Source organism: Bacillus sp. 0102A (assembly GCF_036765155.1).
Taxonomy (GTDB): domain Bacteria; phylum Bacillota; class Bacilli; order Bacillales; family Bacillaceae; genus Bacillus; species Bacillus subtilis_G.
Genome location: NZ_JBAIZW010000001.1, coordinates 783,441 through 808,436, shown reverse-complemented (window position 1 = coordinate 808,436; position 24,996 = coordinate 783,441). Strand labels below are relative to the sequence as shown.

The following is a 24,996-nucleotide window of genomic DNA, read 5'->3' as shown; positions in this document are numbered from 1 at the left end:
AGATTTCCCTTATATGGTAAGCGGATACAACCTTTGCTTTCAGCGGAGAAAGAAATTTAAGGTTTGTTTCTTTTTCATTTCTGTAATTAGGTTTATAATAGGTAAGGCAGGCCATTTGGACTGCATGATCTGTGTGTTTGACACAAAGGAGACACAGGTGTATGGTATTAAAAGCATTTTAAGGATTATGGAGGAATGCCTCATGGTGACAACGGTGCAGCGTACGTTCCGAAAAGGAGTTCTACATGCATTACATAAAGCCAAAGAAGTCAACCATGCTGTCTTAATAAGCTATTCGAGACAAATCGAGTCTCTTGACCCTCTATCATTTTTCAATTACGGAGCAAAAAAATATACAGGCAATCGATTTTTTTGGTCAGATCCTGAAAGTGAATTGACAATAGTCGGTCTTGGCAAAGAAGCGATTTTCCAGACAAATCAAAAAAACAGCGAGCGGTATCGCGAGGTTTTTGAACAATGGGAGCGCTTTAAAAAGACGGCTTTTCATATTTGTGAAGAAGAAAAGCTGCAGCATTCTGCAGTGGGACCTGTGTTATTCGGAGGATTTTCTTTTGACCCTTGCGAAGAAAGAGGTACACAATGGGACCATTTCTCGGAAGGGGATTTCTTTGTGCCTGCGCTTATGCTGACGATGACTGCTGATGGCCCTTTCTTAACAGTCAACAGATGGGTAAGCGGAGAGGAAGACGCAGAAGGTGTTTTGGAAGGCTTAATTGCTTTTGCAGCGGAATTTATGGTTTCGGATTTAGATCAAAGGCATCAGGCTGTGATTGCGGAATCCGAAGAGCTGGATAAGGATGATTGGCTCAAAGCGATTGAAACGGCAACAAGCCAAATGAAAGAGAAACAATACGATAAAGTGGTTCTTGCCCGAGAGCTGCTGCTCACGTTTGACGGCCCGGTCCAAATTGAACCGGTGCTTAAAACGCTTCTGAACGATCAGCAGACAAGCTATGTTTTTGCAATCGAACAGGAAGGAAAAACCTTTGTCGGCGCGTCTCCGGAAAGGCTGATCAAAAAAGACGGCAGCACTGTCATGTCTTCTTGTCTGGCCGGCTCCATTAGACGCGGCAAGGATGAAGAAGAAGACCGCCTCATAGGCCTTGAATTATTAAACGATAAGAAAAACCTGCTGGAGCATGATATTGTGGTCGGCATGATCCATGACGCTTTTGTATCAAGCTGTTCGGAGGTTGAAAAGCCTAGCGGACCTGTATTGTACAAAACAAAAAGTGTCCAGCACTTATTTACGCCGATTGTCGGTCAGCTTCGAGAGTCTGATTCGCTTTTTGACTTAATTGAGAAACTGCATCCCACACCGGCGCTTGGGGGGGCACCTCAGAAAAAAGCTGTTGAAGTGATCAGAGAGATCGAGCCGCTGTCCCGCGGCTGGTATGCAGCTCCTATCGGCTGGATTGACAGCCAGAATAACGGGGAATTCGCAGTAGCCATCCGTTCAGGACTGATCGAGGGCAGCACAGCTAGGCTGTTTGCTGGGTGCGGCATTGTGGAAGACTCGGACCCGCAGTCTGAATATGAAGAAACGCAGATTAAATTGAAGCCGATGATCTCTGCATTAGGAGGTGTGAGGCGTTGACAGCCAACCCGATTACTCATTATATCGGAAGTTTTATTGATGAATTCGCCCTTTCCGGGATTACGGACGCCGTCGTTTGTCCGGGCTCAAGATCTACACCGCTGGCTATTCTTGCAGCCGCTCATCCTGATATCAACGTCCATGTTCAAATTGATGAAAGATCTGCCGGGTTTTTTGCTCTAGGGCTGGCAAAAGCGAAGCAGCATCCCGTTCTTTTGATCTGCACATCAGGAACAGCCGCGGCTAACTTTTATCCGGCTGTGATTGAAGCCTATTATTCGAGAGTGCCCATTATTGTGTTAACTGCTGATCGGCCTCACGAGCTGCGCGAAGTAGGCGCACCGCAGGCTATTAATCAGCACTTCTTATTCGGTAACTTTGTTAAGTTTTTCACAGACTCAGCTCTTCCAGAAGCATCTCCGAATATGCTGAGATATATCCGAACGCTGGCCGGCCGCGCCGCCGGGGAAGCACAAAAGCGTCCAATGGGACCTGTCCATGTGAATGTGCCGCTGCGCGAACCGCTGATGCCGGATCTTTCGGATGAGCCGTTTGGAAGAATGAGAACAGGCCGTCACGTGTCTGTGAAAACGGGTACGCAGTCTGTTGACCGCGAATCTCTGTCTGATGTGGCTGCAATGCTGGCAGAGGCTGAAAAAGGAATGATCGTCTGCGGAGAACTCCACAGTGATACGGATAAGGAAAGCATTATTGCGCTGTCTAAGGCGCTTCAGTATCCGATTTTAGCCGACCCGCTGTCTAATCTGAGGAACGGTATTCATGATAAAAGCACTGTCATTGATGCGTATGATTCATTTTTAAAAGATGATGAGCTGAAGTCGAAACTGCGTCCTGATGTTGTCGTCCGTTTTGGGCCGATGCCTGTTACAAAACCGGTTTTCTTATGGCTTAAGGATGACCCGGCGATCGAGCAGATTGTGATTGACGAGGATGGAGGGTGGAGAGATCCGACACAGGCAAGCGCACATATGATTCACTGCAATGCATCCGTTTTTGCCGAAGCGATCATGACCGAACATGCTGACATGACCAGATCACCAGAATGGCTGGAAAAGTGGCAGTTTGCCAATGAGAGGTTCCGTGCGCATCTGCAAACAATCAGCAGTGAAGAGGTTTCGTTTGAAGGCAATCTCTATCGAATCCTGCAGCATCTTGTGCCTGAAAACAGCTCGCTGTTTATCGGCAACAGCATGCCGATCAGAGATGTTGATACGTTTTTTGAAAAGCAGGAACGCCCTTTCCGGATTTATTCAAACCGGGGCGCAAATGGGATAGACGGTGTTGTCTCCTCTGCCATGGGGGTATGTGAAGGAACAAAAGCGCCTGTTACCCTCGTGATTGGCGATTTATCTTTTTATCACGATTTAAACGGACTGCTGGCGGCCAAAAAGCTGGGCATTCCTCTTACTGTGATTCTGGTGAATAATGACGGTGGAGGGATTTTCTCATTTTTGCCGCAGGCTTCTGAGAAGGCACACTTTGAAGATTTGTTCGGCACGCCGACAGGGCTTGATTTCAAGAATGCGGCTGCACTATACGGCGGAACGTATTCATGTCCGGCCTCATGGGATGAATTCAAAGCAGCTTACGCCCCGCAGGCAGACAAACCCGGACTCCATTTGATAGAAATCAAAACGGATCGCCAGTCAAGAGTCCAGCTTCATCGCGATATGCTGAATGAGGCTGTGCGGGAAGTGAAAAAACAATGGAAACTGTAAACATAACGGTTTCAGATGGTGTCCGATATGCTGTGACAGACGACCGGCCGAACGCTTCAGAAGCCGTCGTCTGTCTGCACGGGTTTACCGGCAGCAAACAATCATGGACTTTTCTTGATGGGATGCTGCCTGATTCCCGTTTGATCAAAATGGATTGTTTAGGGCATGGTGAAACAGATGCCCCGCTGAATGGGAAAAGATACAGCACAAGCCGGCAAGTTTCTGATCTTGCCGAGATGTTTGATCAATTAAAACTTCACAAAGTGAAATTGATTGGGTATTCTATGGGAGGAAGGCTTGCTTATTCTTTTGCGGCGGCTTATCCCGAACGGGTATCAGCACTTGTGCTTGAAAGCACAACGCCGGGGCTTAAAACGCTTGAGGAACGGCGGGATCGGATCATACGGGACCGGAAGCTTGCTGATTTTATTTTGCGTAACGGGATCAAAGCTTTTGTGCAATATTGGGAGGGTATCCCTTTGTTTTCATCCCAGCAGCGGCTGGCTGAAGATATTCGGCACAGGATACGGTCGGGCCGTCTGCGAAACAATAAGGTTGGGCTTGCAAACAGTTTAACCGGTATGGGCACCGGTTCACAGCCTTCCTTGTGGAGCCGTGTAGAAGAAATAGCTGTGCCTGTGCTTCTGATCTGCGGGGAGTGGGACGAAAAGTTTTGTGCCATCAATCAAGAGGTGCATAAGAAGCTCCCATCTAGTAAAATAGAGATTGTTCCTGAAGCCGGACATACGGTACATGTGGAACAGCCGCGTATTTTTGGTAAAATAGTGAGTGAGTTTTTGACAAGCTTATAACTCGTTCACATGGAAAAATAGAGGAGGTCATATCATGGCTGTAGAATGGAAAACTGAACGGACATACGATGAAATATTGTATGAAACGTATAATGGTATTGCAAAAATAACAATCAACCGCCCTGAGGTACATAACGCGTTTACTCCTAAAACGGTTGCTGAAATGATTGATGCGTTTGCTCGCGCGAGAGACGATCAAAATGTCGGCGTAATCGTGCTTGCCGGTGCAGGAGACAAAGCCTTCTGTTCTGGCGGAGACCAGAAAGTGCGCGGTCACGGCGGTTATGTAGGAGACGACCAAATTCCGCGCTTAAACGTGCTGGATCTTCAGCGTTTAATCCGCGTCATTCCGAAACCGGTTGTCGCGATGGTGTCCGGATATGCGATCGGCGGAGGCCATGTGCTTCACATCGTATGTGACTTGACAATCGCTGCCGACAACGCGATTTTCGGACAAACAGGCCCTAAAGTGGGAAGCTTTGACGCTGGTTACGGTTCTGGCTATCTGGCTCGAATCGTAGGACATAAAAAAGCCCGTGAAATCTGGTATCTGTGCCGTCAGTATAACGCACAGGAAGCGCTGGACATGGGTCTTGTCAACACAGTCGTTCCTTTGGAACAGCTTGAAGAAGAAACGATTAAATGGTGTGAAGAAATGCTTGAAAAAAGCCCGACCGCACTGCGCTTTCTTAAAGCTGCGTTTAACGCGGACACAGACGGACTTGCTGGAATTCAGCAGTTTGCAGGGGATGCTACCCTTCTTTACTACACAACTGATGAAGCAAAAGAAGGCCGTGATTCCTTTAAGGAAAAACGCAAACCTGATTTCGGACAGTTCCCTCGTTTCCCGTGATCAGCAATACTTAGTCAACAAACAGCTTGAGACTTTGCGGTCCAAGCTGTTTTCTTTTCAATACAGACATTTTACCTCGGAGATGATGACATGCTGACAGAACAGCCCAATTGGCTCATGCAGCGGGCCCAGCTGACACCTGAGAGAATCGCTCTCATCTATGGAGACCAAACCGTGACATTTGCAGAATTGTTTGCGGCGTCTAAGCGAATGGCGGCGCAGCTTGCTGCTTATTCGGTTCGGAAAGGAGACACCGCGGCTATTTTGCTCCAAAACCGTGCAGAAATGGTATACGCCGTTCACGCTTGTTTTTTGCTTGGTGTGAAGGCGGTGCTTCTGAATACGAAGCTGTCAACACATGAAAGGCTGTTTCAGCTAGGGGATTCCGACGCCCGCTTTTTACTGACAGATTCAAGCTTTGACAAGCAAAATTATGAGCACATCGTTCAAATCATTGATGTGGACGAGCTTGCCAAAGAATCCGCAGAGGAAATTGAAATCCAGGCCTATATGAAATTGGAAGAAACGGCAACGCTGATGTATACATCAGGTACGACAGGCAAGCCCAAGGGGGTTCAGCAGACATTCGGAAACCATTATTTCAGTGCGGTGTCATCCGCGCTTAATTTGGGTATAACAGAACAAGACCGCTGGCTTATCGCATTGCCGCTCTTTCACATCAGCGGATTGTCCGCGTTATTTAAATCTGTGATCTACGGAATGGCCGTCGTGCTTCACCAGCGTTTTTCAGTAAGCGATGTGCTGGATTCTATCAACAGGCATCAAGTGACAATGATATCTGCAGTGCAGACGATGCTGGCCAGTCTTTTGGCCGAAACAAGCCGCTGTCCTGAATCCATCAGATGTATTCTGCTAGGCGGAGGTCCTGCCCCGCTGCCTTTGCTTGAGGAATGCCGTGAGAAAGGATTCCCTGTCTTTCAGTCATATGGAATGACAGAAACATGCTCGCAAATTGTGGCCCTGTCACCGGAATTCAGTATGGAAAAGCTCGGGTCTGCGGGTAAACCGCTGTTTTCATGTGAGATCAAAATAGAACGGGATGGACAGGCATGTGAACCGTTTGAACACGGTGAAATCTTGGTCAAAGGCCCAAATGTCATGAAAAGCTATTTTAACCGGGAGAGCGCAAATGAAGCATCCTTTCAAAATGGCTGGCTGAAAACAGGTGATCTTGGGTATTTGGACAGTGAAGGCTTTTTATATGTATTAGACAGGCGTTCAGATCTGATCATATCAGGCGGAGAAAATATTTATCCGGCTGAAGTGGAATCAGTGCTGCTTTCACACCCCGCTGTGGCCGAAGCCGGTGTTTCAGGGGCTGAGGACAAAAAATGGGGGAAAGTGCCCCACGCCTATCTTGTCCTGCACAAGCCTGTAAGCGAAGAAGAATTGACCGCCTACTGCAAAGAACGTTTGGCGAAGTATAAAATTCCGGCGAAATTTTTTGAACTTGACGGCCTGCCGCGCAATGCGTCTAATAAGCTCTTGCGAAACCAGCTGAAGGATGCGCGTAAAGGAGAACTGTTATGATCGAAATAGAGAAAATTACGCTTTACCATTTGAGTATGAATTTAAAGAAACCATTTAAAAGCAGCATTGAAACGCTTCAAGAGCGTAAATTTCTGATCGTGGAAGCCATTGATACATCCGGTGTCACAGGGTGGGGAGAAGTATCTGCGTTCTCTTCGCCTTGGTACACCGAGGAAACCATTGGAACATGTTTGCACATGCTTAAGGATTTTTTTATTCCCAATGTTGTCGGGCGTGAATTCAGTCATCCTTCCGACGTGCCGGACAGCCTGGCGCGCTATAAAGGCAACCGGATGGCAAAAGCGGGACTTGAATCGGCTGTCTGGGATATCTATGCGAAAAAGAAGGGCATGTCTCTCGCCGAGGCATTGGGCGGGACAAGAGATAAAGTCCCTGCCGGGGTGGTTGTCGGCTTGGCGCCACTTGACGATATGCTGAAGGAAATCGAGAGTTATCAAAAAGAGGGTTATCGACGAATAAAAATTAAAATTCAGCCTGGACAGGATGTTGAATTAGTCAAGGCCATCCGCAGCCGGTTCCCAAACATTCCGCTCATGGCCGACGCCAATTCTTCCTATGAGCTGAAGGACATCAGCCGGTTAAAGGAGCTTGATGAATATCATTTAATGATGATTGAGCAGCCTCTGCAAGCTGATGACATCGTTGACCACCGCCACTTGCAGAAACATTTGAAAACCGCCATTTGCCTTGATGAAAGTATTTGTTCATTTGATGATGCGAGACGGGCGATTGAGCTCGGAAGCTGCAAAATCATTAATATTAAGCCTTCCCGTGTCGGCGGCTTAACAGAAGCCTTAAAAATTCATGATTTATGCAGAGAGCATCATATGCAGGTTTGGTGCGGCGGAATGCTGGAAACAGGCATATCAAGAGCGCAGAACGTGGCGCTGGCTTCACTGCCGCAATTCACAATACCTGGGGATATATCCTCATCCTCACGCTATTGGGATGAGGATATTGTGACCCCGGATATCCGTATTGATAATGGATTTATTTCTGTGTCCAAACAGCCTGGTTTAGGGGTTGAAGTGAATCAGGACATTATGCGAAAATATGTGACCAAAATGGATGTTTTCACGCAGCATGGATAAGAAAAAAGCATTTTGACATTTTGAGAGAATGTCAATGTGCTGTTATAGTAAAAGCGTTCGTTGAATACATCCCTTCTCGTTTGGACCGGCTGTTGACCCAGCCGGTTTTTTTTGTATGTAAATTACGCTTGACAAAAGTGGACAAACGCGATAGTTTTGCATTAAGGAAACTTTTTGTCCTACTTAAACAAAATATGCTTTTGTCTAATTTTATGTCACATGTCTAAGAAATGAAAACATAAGATAATACAATCTGACATTGATGGCAAAGAGGAGGGAAAATATGAAAAAGGGACTGATGGCAGCAGTGCTTTTGTCCTGCATTGCCTTAACGGGATGCGGGACGGATTCAGCCGGAAAAAGCGCTGACAAGCGCCTGCAGGTAACGGCAACAACATCCCAAATTGCCGATGCAGCCGAAAACATCGGAGGAAAACATGTGAAAGTGACCGCTTTAATGGGACCGGGAGTCGATCCGCACCTTTATAAAGCGTCACAAGGCGACACGAAAAAATTGATGTCAGCCGATGTCGTTCTGTACAGCGGATTGCACTTGGAAGGGAAAATGGAGGACATTCTTCAAAAGATTGGCGAACAAAAACAAGCAGCGGCTGTCACTGAGGCCATACCGAAAAACAAGCTTATTTCTGCCGGAGAAGGCAAAATGTTTGATCCGCACGTTTGGTTCAGCATTCCGTTATGGATCTATGCGGTGGATGAAATTGAAGCGCAATTCAGCAAAGCGATGCCTGAGTATGCGGAAGATTTTAAGAAAAAGGCCAAAGAGTACAAAGAGGATTTGCAATATTTAGATAAGTGGTCGCGTCAAGAGATTGCGAGCATTCCGGAGAAAAGCCGTGTGCTGGTCACCGCTCACGATGCCTTTGCGTACTTTGGGAAAGAGTATGGATTTCAAGTGAAAGGCCTGCAGGGGCTAAGTACAGATTCTGATTACGGATTGAAGGATGTTCAGGAGCTGGTCGATCTCCTGACAGAAAAACAAATAAAAGCTGTTTTTGTCGAAAGCAGCGTATCTGAAAAATCAATAAATGCAGTGGCGGAAGGGGCTAAAGAAAAAGGCCATACAGTCACAATCGGCGGTCAGCTCTATTCGGATGCCATGGGTGAAAAGGGCACAAAAGAAGGCACATACGAAGGGATGTTCCGCCACAATATCAATACAATTACCAAAGCGCTTAAATAAAGAAAAGAGGTGATGGATATGTTCCCTGTTGAGCTCGAAAATGTAACGGTCGCTTATCATAAAAAGCCTGTTCTGCAGGACATTTCACTGCAGGTGCCTGAAGGAAAGCTAATTGGCATTATCGGTCCAAACGGCGCGGGAAAATCAACCTTGATCAAAACCATTCTCGGTCTTGTGCCCCGGGCTTCAGGAGACATCTCTATTTACGGCAAAGACTATAAGAATCAACGGACAAGAATCGGATACGTTCCGCAGCGCGGATCAGTTGACTGGGATTTTCCCACAAACGCGCTCGATGTCGTGCTGATGGGGCGATACGGCCGGATTGGCTTATTGAAAAGGTCCAAAAAAGCAGATGTGGAAATGGCGAAAGCCGCTTTAGACAAAGTAGGAATGCTTGATTATGCGAAAAGGCAGATCAGCCAGCTGTCAGGAGGCCAGCAGCAGCGGGTGTTTCTTGCCCGGGCGCTATGCCAGGACGCCGATGTTTATTTTATGGATGAACCGTTTGCCGGCGTTGATGCAGCGACGGAGCGGGCAATTATGACGCTTTTGGCAGAACTCAAAGAAAAAGGGAAAACAGTGCTTGTCGTCCACCATGATCTGCAGACTGCCGAGGATTATTTCGATTGGATCTTACTGCTTCATCTAAGAAAAATCGCTTTCGGACCAGCGAAGACTGTTTTTACGATCGAAAACTTGCAAAAAACGTATGGAGGAAGACTGACGTTTCTAAAAGATAAAGTGCTGGCAGAAGAACATAAGGGGTGAGCGTATTGTTTGAAAGTTTGTGGCTGCAGCTCCAGCATCCGAATACACAGTGGGTGTTGGCTGGTACGCTTTTGCTTGGAGCGGCAAGCGGGGTATTGGGCAGTTTTGTGCTGCTGAGAAAACAAAGTTTAATCGGCGATGCGATGGCCCATTCAGCTCTGCCGGGAGTGTGTCTCGCTTTTCTGTTCACCGGGCAAAAATCACTGCCTTTCTTTTTGCTGGGGGCAGCAATTGCCGGGCTGCTTGGAACGTGGTGCATTCAGCTGATTCCGCGGCTTTCAAAAACAAAAGAGGACTCGGCAATCGGGATTGTTCTCTCTGTGTTTTTTGGCGTCGGAATCATACTGCTGACATATATTCAGCAACAAGGGACGGGAAGTCAGAGCGGGCTGGATTCTTTTTTGTTCGGCCAGGCGGCTTCATTAGTTAGGCAGGATATCATGCTGATTGCAGGAATATCTGCTGTTTTATTGCTCCTCTGTGTTGTTTTCTTTAAGGAGTTTACATTGATCACTTTTGATCTCGCATTTGCAAAGGGATTGGGAATGCCGGTGCGTTTTTTAAACGGGCTTTTGGCCTGTCTGATCGTCTGTGCTGTCGTTATCGGACTTCAAACAGTTGGTGTGATATTGATGGCGGCTATGCTGATTACACCCGCTATAGCTGCAAGATATTGGACCGAGCGATTAACCCGAATGATGGTCATTGCCGGTTTCATAGGCGGTGTAAGCGGCGTAGCCGGAACCTTGCTTAGCACGACGATGAAGGGTATGGCGACAGGGCCATTAATGATCTTATCAGCAACGATAATCTTTCTATTTTCAATGATTTGCGCGCCAAAGCGGGGATTGGCAGCAAAAGCAATAAGGCTGATCAGGCTGCGGCGCAAAACAGGCCGAGAGCAGGTGTTGCTGACGATATATGAGCAATATGAAAAGAACGATCTTTATGTAACGGCTGACGGTGTAAGAAAGAAAAGGCGAGTATCCCCTTCATTATGCCATAAGGTACTAAATGACTTAGAGAAAGAGAAGTGCATCGAGCGTATCGAAAATGGGATTTGGCAAATGACACGCACTGGGATAGAAAAAGGTCATCACATTGCTTTGAAGCATCGGATGTATGAAGTGTACCTGATGCATGAAATGGAGCTTGCGAATATAGAAATTGATCAGGATTATTTTGACCCGGATCGTTTGCCCAGGGAAACGAGAGAGCGGCTTTTTTCGCTCTTAAAGCTGTATGGCCGGATGCCTGAGCTTCAAAAGGCGGCTCCTGATTCAGAGAAGGGACAGATCGCAAATGAGTTTTGAGGCATGGATTATAGCTACTGGTGTATTAGTCGGTGTAAGCTGCGCGCTGATCGGCACCTTTCTTGTGTTGAGAAGAATGGCGATGCTGGCCGACGCGATCAGCCATACAGTGTTGCTTGGCATCGTCAGTGCTTTTCTTGTGACAGGCAGTCTTGACGGGATACCTATGTTTATCGGCGCGGCCGTATCTGGACTGTTAACGGCATTTTTGGTTCAGCTTCTCCACAGCAAGGGGGTTCAATCAGATGCCGCTATAGGTGTTGTTTTTACATCTTTATTTGCGGTGGGCGTCATTTTGCTATCTGTGTATGGAGCGAATGTCCATCTTGATATTGAGCACTCGTTGATGGGAGAGATCGCTTTTGTGCCGTGGAGTACGATCACGGTATTCGGAGCTGACATCGGGCCGAAAGCGTTTTGGATGCTGGCATCTGTTTTGGTTTTAAATGTGGTGTTGATCAGTGTGTGCTATAAGGAGTTCAAAATCGCTTCGTTTGATCCGCAAATGGCTTTAGCGCTGGGAATACCCGTGTTGCTGATTCACTATGTGCAAATGGGCATGCTCTCACTCACGACCGTTGCTTCTTTTGATTCGGTGGGTGCTGTATTGGTTGTGGCTATGCTGATTGTCCCGCCTGCTGCGGCTCATTTGCTGACAGACCGGCTGTTGTATATGCTGATTCTCAGCGCGGTGATTGGAGGGCTGTCGGCTGTCATGGGCTATTTCTTCGCAACGTGGCTTAATGTTTCGATTTCCGGAGCGATGGCGGCCATGACAGGTGTATGGTATGCAGGCGCCTTATTGTTCTCACCTGCAAACGGGGTCATGACACAAAAGATAAGGACACAAAACATACGAAAAGAAAGAGCTGGCTGATGCAGCTCTTTCTTTTGATTACAAATCATGCGGCTTAAACGTTTTACAGTCCGTTTCCCGGCTGTTGTCAGCCGTTTCACCAGTATGGCTGACAACATAAATGGCATCAGCGGTGCACTTGTTTCCTTTGCCCCAATAAGAACAGTTGTTGACTTCGCATAGAATTTTCTGCTCCATGCCATCCCCTCCTTATAAAGGTTCTGGCTTAGTATAGCCGGCAGACTTGTCCTCTATTCCTCCTGTCGGATATAACGCTTATCCCTCATAAACATTTTCCAGAAGAAAAAGAAACCGGGAAAAAGGATGATAAATGCAACGATATACGTCGCAAACAGCGCTCTGAACGTTGCCGGCTCTGTAAAACCCGACATGATTGTCACATCAGGGTAAATCATGTACGGAAGATGCGCCCGCCCGTACGCGTAGCTGGCGAGAAAATACTGTACCGCAATCGCGACAAGTGCTAGCCGCGGTTTGCCGATGTTTTGGCCAAAGCTCTTGTTAGGCAGAAAAAGAGCGATTCCCGCAATGACAAATGTAATAAACGATGCAATTATCCAGGAGAGATCATTCATCATGCCGCTATACAGCCAGTTGGCTTCATTTCGCATTGTCAGCATAATGCATAAAGCAAACAGGAGTGAAATCGGGCCGGTAATCAAGGCGCTTTTTCTGTAAGCGCTGTACGCATCCTGTTCCTCCGCTACATTTGAAAAATCAGCAAGCAGAAGCGAGGACAAAAATAAAGTGCTTAAAATCGCAAACCCCATGAATGAATAGGCGTTCGGGCTTGAAAAGATTTTAGACATATTCAAATTATAGATTCCGTCCGTTTTTTCGATAAACCCTCCGTGTGTCACAGGGAGAACCAAAATTAAAATAGCCGGGATGAGAAAACCGGAGATTCCGGAAATATATCTTAGCGTTTTTCGTTCTTTCGCTGTGTTTGAAAAAACGAGAAAGCCGCTTCGGATCGCTAAAAACAGTAAAATCATGCTGCCGGGAATTAATAAAACAGTTCCGAGCACAAATGTCGCGCCGGGAAAAAAGCTGAAAAGCGCCACGACGATGGCCACAATAAAGACGTTTGTGACCTCCCAAGTCGGGGACAGAAATCGGTTGGCGATATCGGTGGCCTTCATGTGCTCCTTGTTTAAATAGATCATAGACCAAAATCCCGCTCCAAAATCCATTGTCGCCATGACGGCGTAGATAAACACAAAGCCCCAGATAATTGAGATGGCGATCAGAGCGTCAGTTGTAATATCCATTTGTCGATCTTCCTTCCGTTTGGTTTCCTGTTTGCGGAGCCATTACGAATCCGCTGTATTTAAATCTTCGTCAACCGGGTGTTTGCGGAAATAGTACAGCAGCACGTAAACGACAGCCGCGCCTAACACGGCGTAAACGAATGTGAAAAATAAGAAGAGGATCCCGATCGAGCCGGTCGTCGTCACCACATCCGATGTTTTCTGGAGATGATAGATGACCCATGGCTGCCTCCCCGTACAGGCGAAAATCCAGCCAAATTCAATGCCGATGATGCTAAAAGGGCCTGCCGTCATAAAAATGACCAAAAGCCACGTTGGGAAACGGTCTTTCTTCAGCACCTTTTTCCATACCACACCGATAATGGAATAGAGAATAAGCAGCATACCCACTCCGACCATCGCATTAAACAGCGTGTGAACGAACAGCGGCGGCCATTCGTCTTTTGGAAACGCGTTTAATCCTTTCACAACAGTGTCAAAACGGTCGGCTGCCAAAAAGCTTAACGCCCATGGAATTTCGATGGCCCATTTTACTTTTTCTTCATTCGGGTCGGTAAAACCGCCGATCGCAAGCGGGGCGTGAGACGTTGTTTCAAACAAACCTTCGGCAGCGGCTAATTTTTCGGGCTGGTATTCGTGCAGCATCTGAGCTGATTCGTGGCCGTTCAATGCCGTCAACAATGAAAAAATACCGCCGATTGTCAATGAAAGCAAAAGCGCTTTCCGGTGAAAGCGATAGATGTTTTCCTTTTTTTGCGACCGGATCATCTTGTATGCGGCAACAGAAGCGACGATAAAGGCCCCCGTCATAAACGCGGACACCACGACATGGCCGGCGGTGACAAAAAAGCTCGGGTTGAAAAACGCGGCCCACGGATCAACATCAGTAATTTTTCCATTTTCCATTTTAAAACCCGCAGGTGTGCCTTCAAAGGCGTGAACATTCGTGATTAGAACAGCTGACGCTGCCGCTCCGACTAATACAAAGAAAACGGCAACAATCCTCATAGCTGGTGATAAGCGGTCTGCGGCGTATACATAAATCGACATGAATAGGGCTTCCACAAAAAAAGCATAGATTTCAATTTGAAACGGCAGGGACATGACCCGGCCGATGACTTCCATAAATCCCGGCCATAAAAGCGCGAGCTGGGTGCCCGCAATCGTCCCGGTCGGTATGGCGACCCCCAGCAAAACGGCTTGTGCTTTCGTCCATCTTTTCGCCATGATCGCATAATGGTCATCTTTCGTTTTTTGATAGATCAATTCAGCCACTAAAATCATGAGCGGCAGACCGACTCCAAGCGTTGCGAAAATGATATGAAAGCCCATTGTCGTGCCAAAGAGGCTTCTGGCCAAAACTAAATCATCCACAATCGTAAACCACCTTTCTCAAAAGACGTTCTATATGTATTTTGGGTTTATTATTTGCTTCCTCGTTTAGATTATTCTTCCTGTTCTTAAATGCCCATGAGGTTTACGATATGGAAACGCAGGGAAGGATGTAAGAAGATTGACAAAACGTTTTTGATAATATAGAATAAAACGTAATTATTACGATTTGAAAGAAGGAGATATATATGAAAGAAGGAATTCATCCAAAGAACCACAAAGTCATTTTTCAGGATGTCAACAGCGGTTACCGTTTTCTCAGCACCTCTACTAAAACATCCAATGAAACGGCAGAGTGGGAAGACGGCAACACATATCCGGTTATTAAAGTAGAGGTCAGTTCCGATACGCATCCGTTTTATACAGGCCGCCAGAAATTTAATGAAAAAGGCGGAAGAGTGGAGCAGTTCAAAAAACGCTATAACATGGGGAAATGAGGCAGGCCTGAGGGTTTGTCTTTTTTTCTGTCCTCGTTTGTTTTCGATAAGATGACGAAAAGACAAATGCTGTGATATATTGAAGAGTAAAAAGACCAGAAAGGATACAACTAGTTATGAGCCTGCTAAATGATATTCTCGACTTTAACAAAACATTTACAGATCAAAGGGAATACGAAAAGTATCAGACTTCAAAATTTCCAGATAAAAAAGTGGCGATTCTTTCTTGTATGGACACTCGTTTGGTAGAATTGCTGCCGCATGCGATGAATATGAGAAACGGGGATGTGAAAATCATTAAAAGTGCCGGTGCGCTTGTGACACACCCATTCGGAAGCATCATGAGAAGTTTGCTTGTCGCAGTGTACGAGCTGAACGCCGATGAGGTATGTGTGATCGGGCATCACGATTGCGGCATGAGCAAAATCAGCAGCAAAAGCATGCTTGATAAAATCAAAGAAAGAGGAATTACGGAAGAACGCATCGAAACATTAAAGTACTCCGGTGTGGACTTTGATCAATGGTTTAAAAGCTTTGATTCAGTGGAAGCGAGTGTGAAAGACAGCGTAGACGTTATTAAACATCATCCGCTGTTCCCGGAAAACGTTCCTGTCCATGGATTAGTCATTGATCCTAAAACCGGAAAACTGGATCTTGTCGTAAACGGCTATAACAATTAATGTTTTCGTTTCTTTTCAGGAACAGGATCGACTCCTCCCGGATGGAACGGGTGGCATTTCAAAATCCGTTTGATGGTCAGCCATCCGCCTTTTAAAGCGCCATGCGTTTTAATCGCTTCGATTCCATATTGGGAACAAGTCGGATAAAAGCGGCATGTTGGCGGCGTTAGCGGCGAGATGAATTTTTGATATCCTCTGATCAGAGCGATAAATAGGGTTTTCATATGTCTTCAGCAACCTTTCTGATGCAAGTATAAGAAAAAAAACACAGATTGAAAAGTTATTCGATAATTCTCATCGGAAAGGTATGTTATAATGAAATTACATTTTAAAAAAAGAGGAGAGTGCCATTATGCCTTCAGTAGAAAGTTTTGAGCTTGATCATAATGCGGTTGTTGCTCCATACGTAAGACATTGCGGCGTGCATAAAGTAGGAACAGACGGCGTTGTAAATAAATTTGATATTCGTTTTTGCCAGCCAAATAAACAGGCGATGAAACCTGACACCATTCACACACTTGAGCATTTGCTCGCGTTTACGATTCGTTCTCACGCTGAGAAATATGATCATTTTGAGATTATTGATATTTCTCCAATGGGCTGCCAAACAGGCTATTATCTTGTTGTGAGCGGAGAGCCGACACCTGCGGAAATCGCTGATCTGCTTGAAGACACAATGAAGGAAGCGGTAGAGATTACCGAAATTCCGGCTGCGAACGAAAAGCAGTGCGGACAGGCGAAGCTTCATGATCTGGAAGGCGCTAAACGTTTAATGCGTTTCTGGCTGTCACAGGATAAAGAAGAATTGCTAAAAGTATTTGGCTAAATATAAAAAGACCTTTTTGCGCTTAAGCAAAAAGGTCTTTTTTGTGACGTCTCATATTTTGTGTACCATTTGCTGTAAGCGTTTGCTACTATTTAGGTAAACAATGAAAGGGTGATGGCATGAAAAAGATGTGGGTTGTTCTGCTTTTTTCTGCTTTTTTGCTTAACGGGTGCGGATCTGGTGAAAACAAAGCAAATACTGCTGAGACGCCCGAGGTATTGGATGTCAAACTGACCGGCCCTGAAAAAGTAAATGCCGGAGAAAGCGCCGCTTATGAAGCAGCGGTATCATATGGCGACGAAGCGGTGACGGATGCCGACGAAGTGGAGTTTGAAGTGTGGAAAGAAGGAGAAAAAGACGCTAGCCACATGTTTAAAGCAAAGCAAGAAAACGGCTTATACCGATTGGAAACAACGTTTAAGGAAGATGGTGTATACACTGTCCAATCCCATGTCACAGCAAAAAAACAGCATAGCATGCCGACCATAAAAGTCCAAGTCGGAGACGCCGATGCTGCCAGCAACCAGTCAGAAGACGAGCATTCACACGATCATTGACTGTTTGAATCAGAGTTAGTTTCTTGCGGAGGATCGATGGTGTGCTTTACATTATAGGCTTTCACAGTCGTCCAAATGGTTACAAGCAATACAGCCAGCACAATCAATATGCTTACCGTAATGAGAAGCGTCATGATATTCCACCTCCCGTTTTTTAACAATTGTAGCATAGTGAAAACAGATAAGGGTAAAAAAGAGGTTTTAGCGTACGATATAGAGGGTATACATATTCATATAAACAAGGAGGAAGATAATCATGTCAGAACAATTGATTCAAGCAGTGAACAAACAAGTAGCCAACTGGACAGTCATGTATGTGAAACTACATAATTATCACTGGTATGTGAAAGGGAAAGATTTCTTCACTCTTCATGAAAAGTTTGAAGAGCTGTATAACGAAACGGCAACTTATATTGATGACTTGGCAGAACGTCTTTTGGCGCTGAACGGAAAACCGATTGCGACAATGAAGGAATCCTTGGAAACGGCTTCTGTAAAAGAAGCGGAAGGAAATGAATCAGCTGAACAAATGGTTCAGAGTGTATATGATGATTTCACAGTCATCGCGGAAGAGCTGAAAAGCGGCATGGATTTAGCTGATGAAGTTGGTGACGAAACAACAGGGGATATGCTTCTTGCGATCCATCAAAATATTGAAAAACACAACTGGATGCTGAAAGCTTACCTAGGATAAATTCAAAAAAAGAAAGGCCGGATGTCTTATAAAAGACGTCCGGCTTTTGATGTTGTATCTGAAAAAATAGGCGACAACTAGTCCATTTTTCTGAAAAATCCAATCCGTTCGGCTTGTTTTCCATAGAATATCGTAAGGCCGTTTCTGTGAAAGGATGTTGGATAATGGATAGAGACTTTGGCATCTTTTCGTTTTTAGCAGTCAGCGTTTCAGCAGCGGGTTTTTTCTTCGGAGGTTTTCAGTATTCATTCCTGATTTTGCTCTCTCTTATGGCAATTGAATTTATCAGTACGACCTTGAAGGAAACGATTATTCACAAATTGGCGTTTAAAAAGGTATTTGCCCGGCTTGTTAAAAAATTAGTCACGCTGGCTCTGATCTCTGTATGCCACTTTTTTGATCAGCTGCTGAATACACAGGGGTCAATACGTGACTTGGCTATTATGTTTTATATTCTTTATGAATCTGTGCAAATTGTAGTGACAGCCAGCTCTCTCGGTATACCGGTTCCTCAGATGCTTGTCGATCTTTTAGAAACGTTAAAAAATAAATTCAAACGCAAACCGTAACTTTTAGCTATTCGCAGGTCATAATAAAGCCCAGAGCGTCAGTCGCACATTTTCGCAAAAGACACAGCAAAAACTGTACGAGCTGGTCTGTATGCTTTTAGACCCTGATGGCGTGCTGGGTTTACCTTATTTTTTGTTAAAGGGCTTCCGAAGAAACATAACTGTGGTATGATGTATGGAAGATAGCTAGGAACGGATTTGAGGGATAAACATGTACGAGTTTAAAGATTATTATCAGAATACTGTTCAGCTTTCCTTTGACGATCAGCCTTTCTCGGACAGTCCGAAGCATGTCTGGGTGATTTGCCGTTTTGGCGGCAAATGGCTTTTAACAGAACATGAGGACAGAGGCTATGAGTTTCCAGGCGGGAAAGTAGAGCCGATGGAGTGCGCGGAAGAAGCGGCGCTCCGGGAAGTAAAGGAAGAGACGGGTGCGAGAGTGAAAAGCCTCAAGTACCTCGGACAGTATAAAGTTCTTGGTAAAGAAAAAGTGATTGTGAAAAATATATATTTTGCAGATGTAGAAAAGCTTGAAAAGCAAGCTGATTACTTTGAAACGAAAGGTCCGGTTTTGTTCCATCAGCTGCCGGAAAACCTTTCCCGCAATAAAAAATTCAGCTTTATTATGAAGGATTCCGTTCTTCCAATCAGTTTGAAAAAATTGAAAGAAGCTGGCTGGATTGAATAAAAAACCCGGCAGTATCAGGTTTTCTGATTTTGTCATTTTTCAGCATGATTGAAAACCTTGAAGTCTAGGAAGGACGAGCATCGGAGCAGACTTCCGCAGGATGCGGTGACAGCGGCGTTTGAGCAGTACGTTCTAGCGTTTAGCCGATGATCTTTTTTACGTGAGCACCGAAGCGCAGGCCTGGCAACGAATGCGAGGGTTTGCCGACACGCTGAAAACCCGGCACATGTGCCGGGTTTTTTATGTCCTGCCCTTCGTCCATTTCTTTTCCAGCAGCTCTACGCCCTGATACATCAGAGTGGCGAATATGGCGATGATCAGCAGGCTTAAGAAGACGAGCGTAAAATTGAAGACTTGAAAACCGTAAATAATCATATACCCTAATCCGACCTTAGAAACAAGGAATTCCCCTACAATCACACCAACCCATGATAAACCGACGTTTACTTTCAGAGTTGAAATAATGGCGGGGGAGGATGCGGGCAGAATCACTTCTTTAAAAATGCCCCATTTCGTTGCGCCGAATGTTTTCATGACTTTTATATAGTTTTCGTCAATCTCCTGGAAGGCGGTGTACACGACGATGGTTGTGATGATGACGCTGATGATGGCCCCCATCGCAATAATGCTGATCAAACTGGGGCCGAGCGCGACAATCAAAATCGGGCCCAGCGCCACTTTCGGCATTGCATTCAAAATAACGAGATACGGATCTAAAATCCTCGCAAGCCGGTTGGACCACCATAACAAAGCAGCGAGGCACGTACCCATAAACGTCCCAAGCAAAAAGCCAAGCACTGTTTCAAATAAAGTGACGCCGATATGTGACAGTAAAGACCCGTCACCGAGCTTCTCCAGCAATAAGTTCCATACAGCTGATGGAGAGCTGAAGATCAGCGGATCGATCCAGCCGAGCCTGCTGGAGATTTCCCACCCCGAGAAAAAGAGAATAAATATGGCAAGCTGAAAGGAATAGACATTCCGTTTTTCCTTTTTCTGTTTGAATTGATATTGCTCGTGAAGCAGATCAATGGTTTCTTTGCTGTTTCTCAAGAGAATTCAGCTCCTTCCATATCGTTTGAAACAGCGTTTGGAAGGATGGCTCCTGACGGGCGTCAAAAGGCAACATCGCGGCCAATTCTTTAGGGATCGTAAAAATCTGGTGAATGCTGCCCGGCTGATTTGAAAATAAAAAGATCGTATCGCTCATCGCTATCGCTTCCCCAATATCATGAGTGACTAGCACCGCTGTTTTTTGATACTCCTTTAATGTGCGGAATACCAGGTTTTCCAATGAAAGCTTTGTCTGAAAATCAAGCGCGGAAAATGGCTCATCCAGCAAAAGCAGACTTGGATTTGGCGCAAGAGTTCTTGCAAGCGCGGCCCGCTGGCGCATACCGCCTGACAGCTCTTTCGGATATTTTTTCTCCACATCTATGAGACCGAACCCAGACAATAGACCGAGTGCAGCAGCCTTGCTTTCTTCCGTCAGCGTGTCAGCGATTTTTAAACCGAGAAGCACATTTTCCTCGATAGATTTCCAGGGAAATAAGTAATCCTGCTGAAGCATGTAGCCAATGTTATGTTCTTTTTGATTCGGCTCACTGCCTTCAATCAGAACTCTGCCTTCCGCTGGCTCAATCAGGCCGGCGATAATGGAAAGCAGCGTTGTTTTTCCGCAGCCGCTTGGGCCGAGAAAAGAGATGAAATCACCTTTTTCGGCCTCGAAATGAATATCCCGCACGGCCGTCGTTTTTTCTTTAATAGAAAAATAAGTATGGGTTACATGGTCGACATGTAAGAAAGACATAGATGGCGCCTCCTATTTTTCCGAGGTGACTTTTTCGGCAATTTGTTTATTTACAAGCTGATTGTATGGAATGCGCTTCGGCAGTTCTCCCGATTGATCCATAATGGTTTGGAGCAGCTCCCATTCTTTTTCGTTGAGCAGAGGGTCCGGCGAATACGAATGCTGTTTTTTATAGCGGTCAATGGATGTTTCGATGACTTCTGGATCAGTATCATCAAATTCACCTTTAATGGCTTCTGTGATTTCTTTCGCAGAGTGATTTTCCACCCATTGCTGTGCCTTATAAATGGCTTTTGTAAACTTGACTGCTGTGTCTTCATGTTTCTTCAGGTAGCTTTGTTTCGCCATAAAAGTCGTATAAGGAACCTGGCCTGATTCTTCTCCGAACGAAGCCGCGATATGGCCGATGCCTTTTTTCTCAAATAGCGAAGCTTGAGGTTCAAAGAGCTGTACATACTCGCCGGTTCCAGAAGCAAATGCATTGGCGATATTGGCGAAGTCTATGTTCTGGATGAGATCTACATCCTTATGCGGGTTAATCTTATGTTTGTTCAGTACATACTCGCCGACCATTTGCGGCATGCCGCCTTTTCTCTGGCCGAGAAACGTTTTTCCTTTCAGCTGATCCCAGTCGAAGTGTTCAGCATCTTCTCTGGCGACAAGAAACGTTCCGTCTGTCTGAGTCAGCTGGGCGAAATTAATGACGGGGTCTTTGGCTCCTTGCGCTTCGACATAAATAGATGTTTCTGATCCGACAAGGGCGATGTCGGAGCCGTTTGAAAGAAGCGATGTCATCGTTTTGTCGCCGCCCCATGTCGTGCTTACATTGACATCAAGCCCTTCTTCCTTGAAAAATCCTTTAGACTCAGCGACATATAAAGGCGCGTAAAAAATCGAATGGGTCACTTCAGCTACTTTGACTTTAGTGAGTGTTTCTTCCTGCTTGCAAGCCGCCAGAGCGATCATCAGAAATATACTGCCGACACAGGCGCAGCCCAGCCTTAACCATTTGTTCACATAGACAACCTCCTTATTTAGCATCAAGTTAATATCCTTTTTTGCTTTACATATCGTATGATGTGTATAAAAATGTGTGAATGCCTAATCAGGTTCACCGGATGTAAAAGTGGAGTAAGGAAAACATATAGAAAAGGAGGCGGCTGCTTTGATTGTTGAGAAAAGAAGATTTCCGTCGCCAAGTCAGCATGTGCGTCTGTATACGATCTGCTATCTTTCAAATGGCTTACGGATAAAGGGGCTACTTGCTGAGCCGGCGGCACCGGGACAATATGACGGATTTTTATATTTGCGCGGCGGGATTAAAAGCGTGGGCATGGTTCGGCCGGGCCGAATTATTCAGTTTGCGTCCCAAGGGTTTGTTGTGTTTGCTCCTTTTTACAGAGGAAATCAAGGAGGCGAGGGCAACGAGGATTTTGCCGGAGAAGACAGGGAGGATGCTTTTTCCGCTTTTCACCTGCTTCAGCAGCATCCGAATGTCAAAAAGGACAGAATTCATATTTTCGGCTTCTCCCGCGGCGGAATGATGGGGATACTTACTGCGATTGAAATGGGCCGGCATGCGGCTTCGTTCGTCTCCTGGGGAGGCGTCAGCGATATGATTCTTACGTATGAGGAGCGGCAGGATTTGCGGCGAATGATGAAAAGAGTCATCGGGGGAACACCGAAAAAGGTGCCTGAGGCATATAATTGGAGAACACCGTTTGACCAAATAAACAAAATTCAGGTTCCCGTGCTGTTAATCCATGGAGAAAAAGACCAAAATGTTTCGATTCGGCATTCCTATTTATTTGAAGAGAAGCTAAAACAGCTGCATAAGCCGGTGGAGACGTGGTACTACAGTAAATTCACACATTATTTTCCGCCAAAAGAAAACCGGCGTATCGTGCGGCAGCTGACACAATGGATGAAAAACCGCTGAAGGTGAAATATGTTATGATAAAGAAAAAAGAGAACGAAAGGGGATTTCACTTTGGGAATGCCTGTTGAATTTAATACACTGATTGTGACAAAAGGAAAAGAAGTTCGCATAGATGAAAATATATTCACGTTGGAAAAAGACGGATATCGTGTGTATCCGATGGAGATTCCGATGGACGTGCGTAAAACAAAGTTCGGCGAAAAGTCGGGCACAGCTGAAGTGCAGAAGCTTCAATGGGAAGACGGCCGGACCATCATTACGTACAAGCTGACGTCCCTGCATTCTGTCAATTAAAACAAGCCAAGAGCGTAAATGCTCTTGGCTTTTGCTTTTTAAACGAGAGGGCCGCCTGCCTGCGCAATGGCATCTGTATGTGCGAACTTTTTAAAATTCTCTTTGAATTCATTTGCGAGGTAGATCGCTTTTTCTCTGAATTCTTCCTTGTTGTTCCATGTGTTTTCCGGCTGAAGGATCTGATCAGGTACGCCGGGAACGTGAACCGGAATATGCAGGCCGAAAATATCGTCAGTCGTCATTTCTGCATCCTCTAATTTGCCTTCAATCGCTGCTTTGACCATCGCTCTCGTGTAAGAAAGCTTCATACGTTCGCCTGTGCCGTAGCCGCCGCCGGTCCAGCCGGTATTGACCAAGAAAACGTCTGCGCCGTGTTCATCGATCTTGTTGCCGAGCATTTCAGCATAGACATGAGCAGGAAGCGGCAGGAATGGTGAGCCGAAGCATGTGGAGAACGTCGTTTCAGGAGACGTCACACCGCGTTCGGTTCCAGCAAGCTTGCTCGTATAACCGCTCAAGAAATGGTACATCGCCTGCTCCTTCGTCAGTTTGCTGATCGGCGGCAGGACTCCGAATGCATCAGCCGTCAAAAATACAATGGCTGAAGGATGGCCTGCCATGCTTGGTGTGACGATGTTGTCAATCATATGAATCGGGTAAGCCGCCCGCGTGTTTTCGGTATAGAAGGAATCATCATAATTGGCTTCGCGTGTCTCTTCATCAACAACAACATTTTCGAGAACAGACCCGAAGCGGATCGCGTTAAAGATCTGAGGCTCCTTTTCCTCGCTTAAATGAATGCATTTGGCGTAGCATCCGCCTTCAATATTAAAGACGCCGGTGTCAGACCAGCCGTGTTCATCGTCGCCGATCAGCCTGCGGTCAGCATCGGCTGACAGGGTGGTCTTGCCTGTTCCAGACAGTCCGAAGAAAAGGGCGACATCGCCTTTTTGACCGACATTGGCAGAGCAGTGCATGGATAGAATATCTCTTTCGGGGAGCAGGAAATTCATAATAGAGAAAATGGATTTTTTCATCTCTCCGGCATACTCTGTTCCGCCGATTAAAATCGTCCGCTTTTCGAAAGAGACAATAATAAACGTTTCGGAATGTGTGCCGTCTGTTTTTGGATCTGCTTTAAAATGCGGAGCGGAAAGAATGGTAAACGGCTGTTCAACTGTTTTCTTATCATGGCCTTCCGGGCGGATAAACAGCTGTCTGGCGAATAAATTGTGCCAAGCGAACTCATTCACGACGGTAATCGGCAGTCTGTATTTTTCATCTGCTCCGGCAAATCCTTCAAAAACAAACAGCTCATCCCGCTGTTTCAGATAGCTGACAACTTTTGTGTACAGCCGCTCAAACGCTTCTTCTGAAATCGGCTGATTCACCGTACCCCAATCGATCTTATTTTTCGTGCTTTCTTCCTGCACGATGAATTTGTCTTTAGGCGAACGTCCTGTGTAAGCGCCTGTTGTCGCCCGAACGGCACCCGTGGATGTTAAAATGCCTTCGTTTCGAGACAGTGCTTTTTCTGTAAGCTGTGCTGCTGATAAATTATGACACACATTTGGACTTGTTAATAAGGCTTGTAAATCAGCGGTTAAATCAACTGAGTTCATATGAAACCTTCCTTTATCGTTTTTTGTGTTTTGCTAATTGTGAATTAGTATAACATATATTTTCAAATAGTCTATACTATTTATCGTTTTTTGTGTGTGCGTTTCCATTGTTTTCCCTTGATATAGGTGCCTATTTCTTCTGAATCATATTGACATTGCAAACCCTTTTACGATAAGATATTTCATTGAGCGGATACTCTTATCCCGAGCTGGCGGAGGGACAGGCCCTATGAAGCCCAGCAACCGGTTTCTCTGTTATTTATTAGGTTCAGCTGTGTGAGACAACCAAGGTGCTAACCTGTTGCAAGGTTGTATGATTCCTTGAGCGATAAGAGTGAAAGGCACAAAGACCAAACCCTTTCCTCGA

The 24,996-nt window shown here is 45.8% G+C and carries 28 protein-coding genes and 1 riboswitch; of the genes, 19 read left to right on the top strand and 9 right to left on the bottom strand.

From position 1 onward, the window contains the following. The first annotated feature begins 202 nt into the window (after window positions 1-202). From V6D41_RS04400 to V6D41_RS04355, 10 genes are all read left to right on the top strand, one after another. Window positions 203-1,618 carry an isochorismate synthase gene (locus tag V6D41_RS04400; protein WP_333517398.1) on the top strand — a complete coding sequence of 472 codons (1,416 nt, stop codon included), beginning with the start codon at window positions 203-205 and terminating at the stop codon, window positions 1,616-1,618. Continuing rightward, entirely contained in the window at window positions 1,615-3,357 is a 1,743-nt protein-coding gene (gene menD, locus V6D41_RS04395; protein ID WP_333517397.1) for a 2-succinyl-5-enolpyruvyl-6-hydroxy-3-cyclohexene-1-carboxylic-acid synthase, read from the top strand. The genes V6D41_RS04400 and menD overlap by 4 nt, the downstream gene beginning before the upstream one ends. Next, entirely contained in the window at window positions 3,345-4,169 is an 825-nt protein-coding gene (gene menH / locus V6D41_RS04390; RefSeq protein ID WP_148962435.1) for a 2-succinyl-6-hydroxy-2,4-cyclohexadiene-1-carboxylate synthase, read from the top strand. The genes menD and menH overlap by 13 nt, the downstream gene beginning before the upstream one ends. 34 nt (window positions 4,170-4,203) lie before the next feature. Further along, window positions 4,204-5,022 carry a 1,4-dihydroxy-2-naphthoyl-CoA synthase gene (gene menB, locus V6D41_RS04385; protein ID WP_010329489.1) on the top strand — a complete coding sequence of 273 codons (819 nt, stop codon included), beginning with the start codon at window positions 4,204-4,206 and terminating at the stop codon, window positions 5,020-5,022. A 90-nt stretch (window positions 5,023-5,112) separates the two neighbouring features. Next, complete coding sequence (locus tag V6D41_RS04380; protein WP_333517396.1) at window positions 5,113-6,573, top strand: o-succinylbenzoate--CoA ligase; 1,461 nt, start codon at window positions 5,113-5,115, stop codon at window positions 6,571-6,573. Beyond that, complete coding sequence (gene menC / locus V6D41_RS04375; RefSeq protein ID WP_087992918.1) at window positions 6,570-7,685, top strand: o-succinylbenzoate synthase; 1,116 nt, start codon at window positions 6,570-6,572, stop codon at window positions 7,683-7,685. The genes V6D41_RS04380 and menC overlap by 4 nt, the downstream gene beginning before the upstream one ends. Before the next feature lie 283 nt (window positions 7,686-7,968). Continuing rightward, on the top strand, window positions 7,969-8,889 hold the full coding sequence (locus tag V6D41_RS04370) for a metal ABC transporter solute-binding protein, Zn/Mn family (protein WP_333517395.1): 921 nt from the start codon (window positions 7,969-7,971) through the stop codon (window positions 8,887-8,889). Window positions 8,890-8,907: 18 nt separating this feature from the next. Then, complete coding sequence (gene mntB, locus V6D41_RS04365) at window positions 8,908-9,660, top strand: manganese ABC transporter ATP-binding protein MntB (RefSeq protein WP_333517394.1); 753 nt, start codon at window positions 8,908-8,910, stop codon at window positions 9,658-9,660. A gap of 5 nt (window positions 9,661-9,665) precedes the next feature. After that, window positions 9,666-10,973: an iron chelate uptake ABC transporter family permease subunit gene (locus V6D41_RS04360; protein WP_333517393.1), complete on the top strand. Its 1,308-nt coding sequence runs from the start codon at window positions 9,666-9,668 to the stop codon at window positions 10,971-10,973. Next, window positions 10,963-11,850, top strand: coding sequence for a metal ABC transporter permease (locus V6D41_RS04355; protein WP_333517392.1), 888 nt, complete (start codon window positions 10,963-10,965; stop codon window positions 11,848-11,850). Before V6D41_RS04360 ends, V6D41_RS04355 begins: the two co-directional genes overlap by 11 nt. Window positions 11,851-11,868: 18 nt before the next feature. On the opposite strand, the gene V6D41_RS04350 is transcribed toward V6D41_RS04355, so the two are convergent. Genes V6D41_RS04350 through V6D41_RS04340 form a run of 3 tightly spaced genes read right to left on the bottom strand, consistent with a single transcriptional unit; the run spans window position 11,869 to window position 14,495 of the window. After that, window positions 11,869-12,027, bottom strand: coding sequence for a DUF1540 domain-containing protein (locus V6D41_RS04350; RefSeq protein WP_148962427.1), 159 nt, complete (start codon window positions 12,025-12,027; stop codon window positions 11,869-11,871). Window positions 12,028-12,080: 53 nt separating this feature from the next. Beyond that, window positions 12,081-13,121: a cytochrome d ubiquinol oxidase subunit II gene (locus V6D41_RS04345; protein ID WP_148962426.1), complete on the bottom strand. Its 1,041-nt coding sequence runs from the start codon at window positions 13,119-13,121 to the stop codon at window positions 12,081-12,083. Window positions 13,122-13,163: 42 nt separating this feature from the next. Then, a complete protein-coding gene (locus tag V6D41_RS04340; RefSeq protein WP_148962425.1) occupies window positions 13,164-14,495 on the bottom strand; it encodes a cytochrome ubiquinol oxidase subunit I in 1,332 nt (443 codons plus the stop codon). Window positions 14,496-14,701: 206 nt separating this feature from the next. On the opposite strand from V6D41_RS04340, the gene V6D41_RS04335 reads away from it, so the two are divergent. Beyond that, complete coding sequence (locus V6D41_RS04335; protein ID WP_003219346.1) at window positions 14,702-14,950, top strand: type B 50S ribosomal protein L31; 249 nt, start codon at window positions 14,702-14,704, stop codon at window positions 14,948-14,950. Window positions 14,951-15,066: 116 nt separating this feature from the next. Then, on the top strand, window positions 15,067-15,630 hold the full coding sequence (locus V6D41_RS04330; protein WP_333517391.1) for a beta-class carbonic anhydrase: 564 nt from the start codon (window positions 15,067-15,069) through the stop codon (window positions 15,628-15,630). Here V6D41_RS04330 and yidD read toward each other — a convergent pair. Continuing rightward, window positions 15,627-15,854, bottom strand: coding sequence for a membrane protein insertion efficiency factor YidD (yidD, locus tag V6D41_RS04325; protein WP_087992909.1), 228 nt, complete (start codon window positions 15,852-15,854; stop codon window positions 15,627-15,629). The genes V6D41_RS04330 and yidD overlap by 4 nt on opposite strands. A 128-nt stretch (window positions 15,855-15,982) precedes the next feature. On the opposite strand from yidD, the gene V6D41_RS04320 reads away from it, so the two are divergent. Then, a complete protein-coding gene (locus tag V6D41_RS04320) occupies window positions 15,983-16,456 on the top strand; it encodes an S-ribosylhomocysteine lyase (RefSeq protein WP_333517390.1) in 474 nt (157 codons plus the stop codon). A gap of 119 nt (window positions 16,457-16,575) precedes the next feature. Continuing rightward, window positions 16,576-17,013 (top strand): FixH family protein, encoded by a 438-nt coding sequence (locus V6D41_RS04315; protein ID WP_148962422.1) that lies wholly within the window; start codon window positions 16,576-16,578, stop codon window positions 17,011-17,013. Here the strand turns inward: V6D41_RS04315 and ytzI are convergent. Next, window positions 17,007-17,147 (bottom strand): YtzI protein, encoded by a 141-nt coding sequence (gene ytzI, locus V6D41_RS04310; protein WP_187441502.1) that lies wholly within the window; start codon window positions 17,145-17,147, stop codon window positions 17,007-17,009. The genes V6D41_RS04315 and ytzI overlap by 7 nt on opposite strands. 122 nt (window positions 17,148-17,269) lie before the next feature. Here ytzI and V6D41_RS04305 point away from each other — a divergent pair, with 122 nt between their 5' ends. The 3 genes from V6D41_RS04305 (at window position 17,270) to ytkD (ending at window position 18,964) form a co-directional block, all read left to right on the top strand. Beyond that, on the top strand, window positions 17,270-17,707 hold the full coding sequence (locus tag V6D41_RS04305; protein ID WP_087992905.1) for a Dps family protein: 438 nt from the start codon (window positions 17,270-17,272) through the stop codon (window positions 17,705-17,707). 164 nt (window positions 17,708-17,871) lie between these two features. Then, on the top strand, window positions 17,872-18,276 hold the full coding sequence (locus V6D41_RS04300; protein WP_014114879.1) for a phage holin family protein: 405 nt from the start codon (window positions 17,872-17,874) through the stop codon (window positions 18,274-18,276). 211 nt (window positions 18,277-18,487) lie between these two features. Next, window positions 18,488-18,964, top strand: coding sequence for an RNA deprotection pyrophosphohydrolase (gene ytkD / locus V6D41_RS04295; protein WP_087992904.1), 477 nt, complete (start codon window positions 18,488-18,490; stop codon window positions 18,962-18,964). Between the two features lie 240 nt (window positions 18,965-19,204). Here the strand turns inward: ytkD and V6D41_RS04290 are convergent, their stop codons facing one another. From V6D41_RS04290 to V6D41_RS04280, 3 genes are read right to left on the bottom strand one after another with little or no spacing between them, the layout of a single operon-like run. Then, a complete protein-coding gene (locus tag V6D41_RS04290) occupies window positions 19,205-20,017 on the bottom strand; it encodes an ABC transporter permease (protein WP_333517389.1) in 813 nt (270 codons plus the stop codon). Further along, entirely contained in the window at window positions 19,992-20,774 is a 783-nt protein-coding gene (locus tag V6D41_RS04285) for an ABC transporter ATP-binding protein (RefSeq protein WP_333517388.1), read from the bottom strand. The genes V6D41_RS04290 and V6D41_RS04285 overlap by 26 nt, the downstream gene beginning before the upstream one ends. A gap of 12 nt (window positions 20,775-20,786) precedes the next feature. After that, on the bottom strand, window positions 20,787-21,791 hold the full coding sequence (locus V6D41_RS04280) for an ABC transporter substrate-binding protein (protein WP_333517387.1): 1,005 nt from the start codon (window positions 21,789-21,791) through the stop codon (window positions 20,787-20,789). 148 nt (window positions 21,792-21,939) lie between these two features. On the opposite strand from V6D41_RS04280, the gene V6D41_RS04275 reads away from it, so the two are divergent. Further along, complete coding sequence (locus tag V6D41_RS04275; protein ID WP_333517386.1) at window positions 21,940-22,713, top strand: alpha/beta hydrolase family protein; 774 nt, start codon at window positions 21,940-21,942, stop codon at window positions 22,711-22,713. A 51-nt stretch (window positions 22,714-22,764) separates the two neighbouring features. After that, window positions 22,765-23,007, top strand: a complete 243-nt coding sequence (locus V6D41_RS04270; protein WP_003223304.1) for a DUF2584 domain-containing protein — start codon at window positions 22,765-22,767, stop codon at window positions 23,005-23,007. A 38-nt stretch (window positions 23,008-23,045) separates the two neighbouring features. Here the strand turns inward: V6D41_RS04270 and pckA are convergent, their stop codons facing one another. After that, window positions 23,046-24,629 (bottom strand): phosphoenolpyruvate carboxykinase (ATP), encoded by a 1,584-nt coding sequence (pckA, locus tag V6D41_RS04265; RefSeq protein WP_148962416.1) that lies wholly within the window; start codon window positions 24,627-24,629, stop codon window positions 23,046-23,048. Between the two features lie 196 nt (window positions 24,630-24,825). Continuing rightward, a riboswitch (SAM riboswitch) is annotated at window positions 24,826-24,964 on the top strand. Window positions 24,965-24,996 lie beyond the last annotated feature (32 nt).

Bases quoted from the DNA above. Each gene is read 5' to 3' on its own strand.
- V6D41_RS04400 (WP_333517398.1), top strand. From the start codon at position 203: ATGGTGACAACGGTGCAGCGTACGTTCCGAAAAGGAGTTCTACATGCA.
- menH (WP_148962435.1), top strand. From the start codon at position 3,345: ATGGAAACTGTAAACATAACGGTTTCAGATGGTGTCCGATATGCTGTG.
- menB (WP_010329489.1), top strand. From the start codon at position 4,204: ATGGCTGTAGAATGGAAAACTGAACGGACATACGATGAAATATTGTAT.
- V6D41_RS04380 (WP_333517396.1), top strand. From the start codon at position 5,113: ATGCTGACAGAACAGCCCAATTGGCTCATGCAGCGGGCCCAGCTGACA.
- menC (WP_087992918.1), top strand. From the start codon at position 6,570: ATGATCGAAATAGAGAAAATTACGCTTTACCATTTGAGTATGAATTTA.
- V6D41_RS04370 (WP_333517395.1), top strand. From the start codon at position 7,969: ATGAAAAAGGGACTGATGGCAGCAGTGCTTTTGTCCTGCATTGCCTTA.
- mntB (WP_333517394.1), top strand. From the start codon at position 8,908: ATGTTCCCTGTTGAGCTCGAAAATGTAACGGTCGCTTATCATAAAAAG.
- V6D41_RS04355 (WP_333517392.1), top strand. From the start codon at position 10,963: ATGAGTTTTGAGGCATGGATTATAGCTACTGGTGTATTAGTCGGTGTA.
- V6D41_RS04350 (WP_148962427.1), bottom strand. From the start codon at position 12,027: ATGGAGCAGAAAATTCTATGCGAAGTCAACAACTGTTCTTATTGGGGC.
- V6D41_RS04345 (WP_148962426.1), bottom strand. From the start codon at position 13,121: ATGGATATTACAACTGACGCTCTGATCGCCATCTCAATTATCTGGGGC.
- V6D41_RS04335 (WP_003219346.1), top strand. From the start codon at position 14,702: ATGAAAGAAGGAATTCATCCAAAGAACCACAAAGTCATTTTTCAGGAT.
- V6D41_RS04330 (WP_333517391.1), top strand. From the start codon at position 15,067: ATGAGCCTGCTAAATGATATTCTCGACTTTAACAAAACATTTACAGAT.
- yidD (WP_087992909.1), bottom strand. From the start codon at position 15,854: ATGAAAACCCTATTTATCGCTCTGATCAGAGGATATCAAAAATTCATC.
- V6D41_RS04320 (WP_333517390.1), top strand. From the start codon at position 15,983: ATGCCTTCAGTAGAAAGTTTTGAGCTTGATCATAATGCGGTTGTTGCT.
- V6D41_RS04315 (WP_148962422.1), top strand. From the start codon at position 16,576: ATGAAAAAGATGTGGGTTGTTCTGCTTTTTTCTGCTTTTTTGCTTAAC.
- ytzI (WP_187441502.1), bottom strand. From the start codon at position 17,147: ATGACGCTTCTCATTACGGTAAGCATATTGATTGTGCTGGCTGTATTG.
- V6D41_RS04305 (WP_087992905.1), top strand. From the start codon at position 17,270: ATGTCAGAACAATTGATTCAAGCAGTGAACAAACAAGTAGCCAACTGG.
- V6D41_RS04300 (WP_014114879.1), top strand. From the start codon at position 17,872: ATGGATAGAGACTTTGGCATCTTTTCGTTTTTAGCAGTCAGCGTTTCA.
- ytkD (WP_087992904.1), top strand. From the start codon at position 18,488: ATGTACGAGTTTAAAGATTATTATCAGAATACTGTTCAGCTTTCCTTT.
- V6D41_RS04285 (WP_333517388.1), bottom strand. From the start codon at position 20,774: ATGTCTTTCTTACATGTCGACCATGTAACCCATACTTATTTTTCTATT.
- pckA (WP_148962416.1), bottom strand. From the start codon at position 24,629: ATGAACTCAGTTGATTTAACCGCTGATTTACAAGCCTTATTAACAAGT.